The following is a 9,090-nucleotide window of genomic DNA, read 5'->3' as shown; positions in this document are numbered from 1 at the left end:
ATTATTTTGTTTTGGGTTGAGATTCTTTCGTCAATAAGATCAATAAAAGAAACTATTTTTTGTTGTTCTTGAACTTCCGGGAAATTAATTTTAATTCCTTTAATAATACCAGCACTTAAATTTTCTTGGCCTCCTTGATTACTTAAATCTCTTATCTCATCATATCTTTTTGTGAGATTTTGAAAAGCAAAAAGGGGATTGAGAACGTCATTATTTGTTGTTATTGCCCCACAAGCTTGATTTGTTGTCGCTTCAATATTTAATATTGCAACTTTACCTCTCGTTTTTCCTTGACCATACATGGCTATCAGTAAAGTACCTTTTGGAAATAGTTTTGCTGATGAATTAGTAAGCCCTTCTTCTGTTATATATTCGTCTACTTTCTCGATAAAGTTGAAATCAATTAAACTCGTAGAAACCCAAGGAATGTTGCCATTCCAGTAGGAAGAGGTAGATCTATTTGGAGTTCCACCTGAGGAAACAATTGCTACTTCCCCCAATTTCCTCGTTTTCCATTCGTCAGTAAACCCCGGAAATCTCAAATTTGGAACATTATCTACTTTTAATTTTTTATTTGTCATCTCGATAATTTAATTTTCGTTAGTAAAAACATTAAGGATAAAAAAATTAAAAAACAAGTCCTAATTCTTTGAAATACACATCAATTTCTTGATCCAACTCCGCTCGTTTAGCTTCCAAAGATTTGATTTCTTGCATTACTGCGTGAATATCAATTTCCTCTTCCTCTTCAAAAGTATCCACATAACGAGGAATATTAAGATTATAATCATTCTCGGCTACTTCTTGCAAAGTAGCTAAATGACTGTATTTCTCAATAGAAGTTCGGTTGCGATAGGTTTCTACAATTTTATCAATATGCTCATCACGAAGCATATTTTGGTTTTTCACTTTTTCAAAATCTTTGCTCGCATCAATAAACAAAATGTGATCTGGATCCTCCTTACACTTTTTGAAAACCAGAATACAAGTCGGAATACTCGTTCCGTAAAAAATATTGGCAGGCAAACCAATAACGGTATCCAAATAATTTTTCTGTTCGATCAGATATTTTCGAATATGCAATTCAGCCGCACCACGAAACAAAACGCCATGTGGCAATACAATCGCCATCGTTCCATTTTCTGCCAAATGATAAATCATGTGTTGTACAAATGCAAAATCAGCTTTACTTGCAGGAGCTAATTTTCCATATTGGCTAAAACGATCATCATTTAAAAATAAAGGATTCGCACTCCAATTTGCCGAGAATGGAGGATTTGCTACAATAGCCTCAAAAGGCATATCGTTTAAATGTTGAGGATTTTCAAGAGTGTCTTCCTGTTTAATATCAAATTTAAGATAATGAACTCCGTGCAAAATCATATTCATTCGAGCAAGATTGTAAGTTGTGCGATTCATTTCTTGTCCGAAGAAATTATTGACATCTTTCACTTCTTTGGCTACACGCAACAACAAAGACCCTGAACCACAAGTAGGATCATAAACCGATTTTAGACGATTTTTACCTGTAGTCACAATTTTTGCAAGTATCTTGGAAACCTCTTGTGGTGTATAAAATTCACCTGCTTTTTTTCCTGCACCACTCGCAAACTGACCAATCAAATATTCGTACGCATCACCTAAGACATCTAATTCTGTATCATTTAGTTTAAAATCAATTTCATCTAAATGAACCAAAACTTTTACGATGATTTCATTTCTTGCCTCGGCAGTTTTACCCAATTTGGTACTGTTGAGATCCATATCTTCAAACAAGTTATCAAAGTCTTCTTCACTTTGAGTACCCATAGTACTTAATTGGATATTTGTCAAGATTTTTTGTAAATCTTCAAGAATAAATGTATCTGTATCACTATTTCCTCGTCGCGCAATTTCACTAAAAAGTTCAGAAGGTTTTAGAAAATAACCTAAAGTTTCTAAAGCTTCTTCTCTTACTGCATCGATGTATGCTTGACCTTCAGATGTATTTTCATTAATATCTATGAACTTAATTTTGTCTTCTTCTAAAATAGAATTGGCATAAATCTCCATTTTTTCTGCCAAATATTTGTAAAAAATAAATCCCAAAATATAATCTCGGAATTCATCAGCATTCATTTTACCACGTAGCGTATTCGCAATATTCCAAAGCTGTTGCTCTAATATTTTCTTTTGTTCTTCTGACATTTTAAATGAAATTTATGATTGAGGATTTATAGTCTCAAAAAGTAACCGCTAAAATAAGAAACAATAAAAGAAATTAAAAATATTTAAAATAAAGAAAAAATATAATAAAATGAAGAAAAACAAATAATAAGTAATAAAAAATGGTACTCTTTGTCTTCCAAAGGTACCATTTGTCTTTGCGGAGAGTGAGGGATTCGAACCCCCGGAGGTGTGACCCTCAACAGTTTTCAAGACTGCCGCATTCGACCACTCTGCCAACTCTCCAATAACGCAGTCTATTGCGGTATTGCGAGTGCAAATATAGAACGCTTTTTCGTTTTTCCAAACTCTAAAAACAATTATTTTTAAAATAATTTTTAACAAAATGATTCTCAATAGAATATTTTTTATTCTTTTTTTTGAAAAGAGTCATTTATATCTTTGTTGTAATTAATTTTAGTTATGATTAGAAGAATTGAAGAAGTAGTTTTTCCGAGATTGAGAGAGTTTAGGAAAGTTGAGTACTAAACACACACGATTTTTTAGCACAAGAAGATTTCGAATATTATAAAGAAAATTTACCAAATTATTTTCCGCATGTTACTTTATTTGGTTACGAGATTGAGAATAAATTGGTAGGATTTGTAGGTGTTGCAACACAAAATCTTGAAATGTTATTTATTCACAATGATTTTCGACGAAAAGGAGTAGGGAAGGTGTTGTTGGATTTTTCTATTCAAGAATTGAATGTAAAATCTGTCGATGTGAATGAACAAAATCAGCAAGCGATTGATTTTTATCTGAGTCAATGTTTTAAGTTTATTTCTCGTTCTGAAAAAGATAGTGAAGGAAAAGCTTATCCTATTTTGCATTTGAGTTTATAATTTCGGGAGAGTAACTTAACTTTGCAAATCATTTTTTAGCCATGCATTCATCAACAGAATTATCATCAACTCAAAAAAATCGCATTCGTTTAGCTGTTTCGCTTTTCTTTTTTTCGCAAGGTTTAGCCTTTTCTTCATGGGCAAGTCTTATTCCGACAATCAAATCAGATTTAGGAATTTCAGAAGGACAATTAGGAACTTTGTTGCTATTAATGCCGATTGGCCAATTATGTACAATGGCACTTTCAGGAAAATTAGTAGCAAAATTTGGAAGTAAAAATGTCTTGCGAATTGTTGTTTTAATTTATCCTTTCATTCTTTGTTGTATTGGTTTAGCTCAGAACTTTTATCAATTGGGAGCTGTATTATTTTTCTTTGGAGTAATCGGAAATATGTGCAATATTTCGGTGAATACGCAAGGGGTTGAAGTGGAAAAAATATACGGTAAATCAATTATGTCATCTTTTCATGGTGCGTGGAGTATAGCTGGTTTTACAGGTGCTTTGATTGGATTATTGATGATGAATTTGCATGTGAATACATTCTATCATTTTGTGATTATTTATGGCTTAATCATTTTGAGTTGGTTCATTAATAAAAAATATTTAGTCGATTCTACGCCAGCTCCAACAAAGGAAAAGAAATCTATTTTTTCTAAACCAGATACAGTTTTGGTTCAATTGGGAATTATTGGTTTTTTGAGCATGGCAACAGAAGGTGCGATGTTCGATTGGAGTGGTGTTTATTTTCAAGATATTGTAAAAGCGCCGCAGAATTTGGTTGTCGTTGGTTATGCATCGTTTATGGTGATGATGGCGACAGGACGTTTTGTTGGTGATTATTTTATCAGTAAATATGGTAAACAACGCGTGATGCAAATTAGTGGAATTTTGATGTTTTCTGGTTTGATGCTTTCGGTATTTTTTCCTCAATTTATTGTGTGTACAATTGCATTTATGATGGTTGGATTGGGCGTTGCGTGTAATGTGCCAACGGTTTATAGTGTAGCAGGAAAAAACAAAAATGTAAATCCAGGTGTTGCATTGGCAATGGTTTCGAGTATCTCTTTTTTAGGATTTTTAATGGGACCACCACTGATTGGTTATATTGCTGAAGCTTTTGATTTGAGATATTCTTATGCGTTATTTGCTTGCTTTGGATTGATTATGGTTTTTATGGTTGGTAGAATGAAAATCTTTAAAAACATTAATAACTAATTTATAGCTTTTCAAAAAAAAAGTAATGATTAACTTGTAAGAAGTATACATAATTATAAATTTGCCTTTTTAATTATTATGAAACAAATATGTTTCGAATTTTAGTAAACAATAAGTTTTTTAACGTAATCCTTTCAATATCGTACACATTAGCTATTATAGCATTATTGGTAATGTTTGGATTTGGATTTCCTGTTGAGTATAAACTTTATATAAACATTTTTTTTATCATTCTACTATCTGTCGGAATTTTAAGAACAATACTTAAATATGTTTATTTTAAAGAAAAAATTATTCCGCGAGTCATCATTTTTGATATAGTAAGTATACTATTTATTCTTTATTGCATTAAAATGCAAATAACCGATTATAGTTGGTTTTTTGTCAGCAAATATTTGCAATTTGCTATTGTTTTAAAATTAGTAAGAGAAATTGCTACGCCTAATTTTACATTCAAGCGATCAGTTATTACGCCGCCGCAACTATTTATTTTCAGTTTTTTCATTTTAGTTTTTGGCGGAGCGTGTTTATTGATGTTACCAAAAGCAACTTATCATCCAATTTCTTTTCTAGATGCATTGTTCACGTCTACAAGCGCCGTTTGTGTAACGGGTTTAACGTCTGTTGATACCTATGTCACGTACACGCCAGTTGGTCATTTTATTTTGATGTTACTCATTCAGGCAGGAGGTTTAGGAATTTTGACTTTTGCCGGATATATTGCTTATTTTTTCAAAGGAAATAGCTCTTATGAGAATCAAATTGCCTTGGGAAGTATTGCGAATAATGACTCTTTGAGTGAAGTTTTTTCGTTTGTAAAAAAGATTATTTATTTAACTTTTGGAATCGAATTAGTAGGTGCGGCTTTAATTTATATTTCGATTGCACCATATAATATTAGTATTGTAGACAAATTATTTTTCAGTATTTTTCATTCGGTTTCGGCTTTTTGTAACGCTGGTTTTTCGACTTTGCCCAACGGTTTGATGAACAAAGGATTTGTACACAATTATGGTTTTCAGTCAGTTCTAATCACATTGATATTCTTAGGAGGAATAGGTTTTCCTATCTTGATTAATATTTTGCGTTATGTGGATTATTTAATTCGAAAATTAATCTCAAAAATTATTCACAACAAGAATAATCGTAAGAATTGGGTGTTTTCCTTAAGTTCTAAATTAAATTTAATAACTTCATTAGTCATATTAATTATTTCTACGATCATTTTATTCTTCGAAGAATATTATTCTACATTAGGTCAACATCATGGTTTTGGTAAATTTATTTCGGCTTTATTTGTCGCAATGACGCCTCGTACAGCAGGTTTTAATAATATCGATTTTTCTCATTTACAATTCTCATCTATCCTTTTGGTTATTTTATTGATGTGGATTGGAGCTTCGCCAGCTTCGACAGGAGGTGGAATCAAAACGAGTACTTTTGCTATTGCAATTCTTAATTTTATTAATATTGCACGCGGAAAAAATAAAATCGAAATTTACAAAAGAGAATTAAGCCCTATCAATGTACAAAAAGCTTTTGCTACAATGACCTTATCTTTTTTAGTCATTGGAATAGGAATATTTTTAATAACAAAATTTGATAATCATTTACATCTTATTGATGTTGCATTCGAAGCTTTTTCAGCTTATTCTACTGTTGGTTTATCATTAAATTTAACACCTACATTATCAGATCCAAGTAAAATTGTTGTCATTACAATGATGTTTATTGGTCGTGTTTCAATGATTACAATTTTGATGGCTTTTTTTAAGAAAACTGTTTCATCTAATTATCGTTATCCATCAGATGATATTTTAATTTAAAAGAAAATTATGAAAATAATAATTATAGGTTTAGGAAATTTCGGCGCGGCGCTTGGTAAGAAAATGGTAAAGCTTGGTCACGAAATTATCGGTGTTGACAATAATATTCAACGTGTTGAAGCTTTGAAAGATAAGTTATCCTATACCATTTGTTTAGATGCAACAGATGAATTATCAATTAATAAATTACCACTAAATAATACAGATATTGTAATTGTAAGTATTGGGGAAAATGAAGGTGCCAATATTATGGCTACTGCTATTTTTAAAAATAAAAATGTAAAACGTTTGATTAGTCGTTCTATCAATTCTTTACACGAAAATGTTTTGCAAGCAATTGGAGTTACAGAAATTATTCGACCCGAAGCTGAATCTGCAGAACGTTGGACAAAAAAACTAAATGTGAAAGGAGTTGTAGATTCTTTTGAATTAAACAAAGAGTTTAGCATTATAGAGGTTGTAACACCAAATGAATTGGTTGGAAAAACATTTGATGAAATCCAATTCAAAAAGCAACATAATATTTTGGTAATGACAATTATTAAAAACAAAGAAGAAGCTAGTTTTTTAGGTCAATATAAAATTGTTCCAGAAGTACAAGGTTTTCCTACATCAAATACAGTAATTACAAAAGATGATGTATTGGTAATCTATGGAGCAAATCAAGAAATTTATAAATTCTTAAAGAAATTTAATATTCAATAATCTTATTCTTAAACTCTAATACATGTGGTTTATGGAATTTTAAGTAAAAAATAATTCCCATAAAATAACAGACAACATCTAATATATCTGCTGTATAATTCGAAGAAAATTTTGGCATAATAAATTCTAATAAAAGACTCAAAACAAAAGCAGTAATTACCAAATAACTTGTTGGATAAACATAAACTTGATTGTTGTATTTAATTTTCGAAATGATATAACTTCCTAAGTGCGTCATAGCAGGTACCGCAAAAATATCAGTTAAATAATGGTTGAGATACTCAATTTCTATGGAATAAATTCGGGTAAGTTTGATAAAAATCCAACTCAGAATATAAAAACTAAAATAAGTATCAAACAATTTCATTTTTTAGACAACAACAAGTATTATTAACACACAAAAAGCCCCAAGAATCATCAAAAATAGGAAGAAAGCATCGTCTATTAATTTTTGAGAGGCACTTCGTTTATCTTTTTTTTCTTTCATATGCTAACTTTGTGACAAAAGTATTTAATTCATCTCGAATTGCATAAGATGAATGTCATTGTAAAGTTTTTAAAATTGGATAGATTGAATCTTTAAAATATTTTCATAACTTTAAAACAGTAAATGATTGATAATGAAAATACTTTTATTCTTTCTTTTTCCAATTGCTCTTTTTGCGCAAGAAGTTGCTCAGAATGATAATCTTAAAAATAAATTGTTGATGAATTTTGCTCAACAATCTGGTTATTTTGATTTTAAGTATTCGCAAGATTTATCGCTTGAAAAGAATAATGAATTAATCTTGGATAATGTGAAGAATTATATTAATCAGCCAACAAGTATTTCTCCTTTAAAACCTGTTGTAGAAAGAATTTCTTACGAATATGATGATTCAAAAACATACGGACAAAACTTATTTAGAAGTACTGTACACGAATTGTTTTTTAGTAAACCACTGAAATTAGGTAAATAAAAAAAGCCCAATCCTTGAATTGAGCTTTAAAATACTATAAAAATATATAAAAATTCTGAGCTTAGAATTTTATATCCTCTGTTGTTGCGATTAAATCTTGAATTGTTTCGCGACGACGAATTAAATAATCTTTGTCGTCAATTAACAAGACTTCCGCAGGTTTGAAACGCGAATTGTAATTCGAAGCCATCGAGAAACAATATGCTCCTGCATTGTGGAAACACAACACATCTCCTTCGCTAATTTCATTTATTTTACGATTCGATCCAAACGTATCTGTTTCACAAATATATCCCACAACTGTGTAATAACGGCTACGACCTTCTGGATTTGAAATATTTTCAATTTCGTGATGAGCACTATAAAACATTGGACGAATTAAATGGTTGAAACCTGTATCAATTCCTGCAAAAACAGTAGAAGTTGTTTGTTTCACAACATTTACAGTTGCTAAGAAAGATCCTGCTTCAGAAACCATATATTTTCCTGGCTCGAACATTAATGTCAAAGGTTTTCCGTACGCTTTTTCGAACTCATTGAAACGAGCTGATAAACGCTCTCCTAAATATTCAATATCTGTTTCGTCTGCGCCTGGATAGTAAGGAACTTTAAATCCTGATCCAAAATCGATGTAAGATAAATTCTTGAATTCTGCTGCAACTTCAAATAAAATTTCAGCTCCTTGTAAGAAAACATCAATATCTAAAATATCAGAACCTGTATGCATGTGAACACCATCCAAATGTAAACCTGTATTTTCTACAACACGTTTGATATGTGGTAATTGGTGAATAGAAATTCCGAATTTTGAATCAATATGTCCAACCGAAATATTTGCATTTCCACCTGCCATAATATGTGGATTAATACGCACACAAACTGGATATTTAGGAAAATCTTGACCAAATGTTTCTAAAACAGAAAGGTTATCGATATTGATGCGAACACCTAAATCAATTGCTTTTTTAATTTCAGCATACGAAACACCATTTGGCGTATAAATGATTTCTTTAGGCTTGAAACCCGCCATTAATCCCAATTCTACTTCTTGAATAGAAACCGTATCCAATCCTGAACCAAGTGATTTGAAATACTTTAAAAGATTAAGATTTGTGTTCGCCTTACATGCATAATTTAACTTTAAACGTTTGACTGTAGAAAATGCATTTGTCATCTTTTCATATTGCGATCTAATTTTGTTCGCATCATATACATACAAGGGCGCACCATATTTTTGCACCAATTCCAATAGACGTTCTCTATTCAGTTCCATTTTGTTTATTTTTTTGTTTAAAGTTAAATTTCAGTTGCCAAAATTACGGAATACAAATGG

Annotated in this window: 9 protein-coding genes and 1 tRNA gene; 5 read left to right on the top strand and 5 right to left on the bottom strand. The window is 30.9% G+C overall.

Annotation, left to right across the window (positions count from 1 at the left end; all coding sequences use genetic code 11):
• From B4H69_RS10810 to B4H69_RS10800, 3 genes are all read right to left on the bottom strand, one after another.
• A partial coding sequence (locus B4H69_RS10810; protein WP_291093936.1) for a restriction endonuclease subunit S occupies positions 1-581 on the bottom strand: 581 nt, incomplete at its 3' end.
• Positions 582-627: 46 nt separating this feature from the next.
• On the bottom strand, positions 628-2,187 hold the full coding sequence (locus tag B4H69_RS10805; protein WP_180906029.1) for a type I restriction-modification system subunit M: 1,560 nt from the start codon (positions 2,185-2,187) through the stop codon (positions 628-630).
• Positions 2,188-2,366: 179 nt separating this feature from the next.
• Positions 2,367-2,451, bottom strand: a tRNA-Ser gene (locus B4H69_RS10800).
• 335 nt (positions 2,452-2,786) lie between these two features.
• Between B4H69_RS10800 and B4H69_RS10795 the strand changes: the two genes are divergently transcribed.
• The 4 genes from B4H69_RS10795 (at position 2,787) to B4H69_RS10780 (ending at position 6,798) form a co-directional block, all read left to right on the top strand.
• Positions 2,787-3,050: a GNAT family N-acetyltransferase gene (locus B4H69_RS10795; protein ID WP_349679664.1), complete on the top strand. Its 264-nt coding sequence runs from the start codon at positions 2,787-2,789 to the stop codon at positions 3,048-3,050.
• A gap of 41 nt (positions 3,051-3,091) precedes the next feature.
• A complete protein-coding gene (locus tag B4H69_RS10790; RefSeq protein WP_291093931.1) occupies positions 3,092-4,267 on the top strand; it encodes an MFS transporter in 1,176 nt (391 codons plus the stop codon).
• A gap of 353 nt (positions 4,268-4,620) precedes the next feature.
• A complete protein-coding gene (locus B4H69_RS10785; protein ID WP_291093928.1) occupies positions 4,621-6,093 on the top strand; it encodes a TrkH family potassium uptake protein in 1,473 nt (490 codons plus the stop codon).
• Between the two features lie 9 nt (positions 6,094-6,102).
• Positions 6,103-6,798, top strand: a complete 696-nt coding sequence (locus B4H69_RS10780; RefSeq protein WP_135836030.1) for a potassium channel family protein — start codon at positions 6,103-6,105, stop codon at positions 6,796-6,798.
• On the opposite strand, the gene B4H69_RS10775 is transcribed toward B4H69_RS10780, so the two are convergent.
• Positions 6,785-7,165 (bottom strand): hypothetical protein, encoded by a 381-nt coding sequence (locus B4H69_RS10775; RefSeq protein ID WP_180906033.1) that lies wholly within the window; start codon positions 7,163-7,165, stop codon positions 6,785-6,787. The genes B4H69_RS10780 and B4H69_RS10775 overlap by 14 nt on opposite strands.
• Before the next feature lie 253 nt (positions 7,166-7,418).
• Between B4H69_RS10775 and B4H69_RS10770 the strand changes: the two genes are divergently transcribed.
• Positions 7,419-7,757, top strand: a complete 339-nt coding sequence (locus B4H69_RS10770; protein WP_180906034.1) for a hypothetical protein — start codon at positions 7,419-7,421, stop codon at positions 7,755-7,757.
• 61 nt (positions 7,758-7,818) lie between these two features.
• Here the strand turns inward: B4H69_RS10770 and lysA are convergent, their stop codons facing one another.
• Positions 7,819-9,030 (bottom strand): diaminopimelate decarboxylase, encoded by a 1,212-nt coding sequence (lysA, locus tag B4H69_RS10765; RefSeq protein ID WP_180906035.1) that lies wholly within the window; start codon positions 9,028-9,030, stop codon positions 7,819-7,821.
• Positions 9,031-9,090 lie beyond the last annotated feature (60 nt).

The sequence above is a fragment of the Empedobacter sp. UBA6745 genome (assembly GCF_002453775.1).
In the GTDB taxonomy this organism is placed as follows: domain Bacteria; phylum Bacteroidota; class Bacteroidia; order Flavobacteriales; family Weeksellaceae; genus Empedobacter; species Empedobacter falsenii_C.
Note: the sequence above shows the minus strand (reverse complement) of the source record. Positions and strands in the feature narration are given on the sequence as shown.

Excerpts from the sequence above, each read along its gene's own strand:
- B4H69_RS10805 (WP_180906029.1), bottom strand. The coding sequence starts at position 2,187 with ATGTCAGAAGAACAAAAGAAAATATTAGAGCAACAGCTTTGGAATATT.
- B4H69_RS10790 (WP_291093931.1), top strand. The coding sequence starts at position 3,092 with ATGCATTCATCAACAGAATTATCATCAACTCAAAAAAATCGCATTCGT.
- B4H69_RS10785 (WP_291093928.1), top strand. The coding sequence starts at position 4,621 with ATGCAAATAACCGATTATAGTTGGTTTTTTGTCAGCAAATATTTGCAA.
- B4H69_RS10780 (WP_135836030.1), top strand. The coding sequence starts at position 6,103 with ATGAAAATAATAATTATAGGTTTAGGAAATTTCGGCGCGGCGCTTGGT.
- B4H69_RS10775 (WP_180906033.1), bottom strand. The coding sequence starts at position 7,165 with ATGAAATTGTTTGATACTTATTTTAGTTTTTATATTCTGAGTTGGATT.
- B4H69_RS10770 (WP_180906034.1), top strand. The coding sequence starts at position 7,419 with ATGAAAATACTTTTATTCTTTCTTTTTCCAATTGCTCTTTTTGCGCAA.
- lysA (WP_180906035.1), bottom strand. The coding sequence starts at position 9,030 with ATGGAACTGAATAGAGAACGTCTATTGGAATTGGTGCAAAAATATGGT.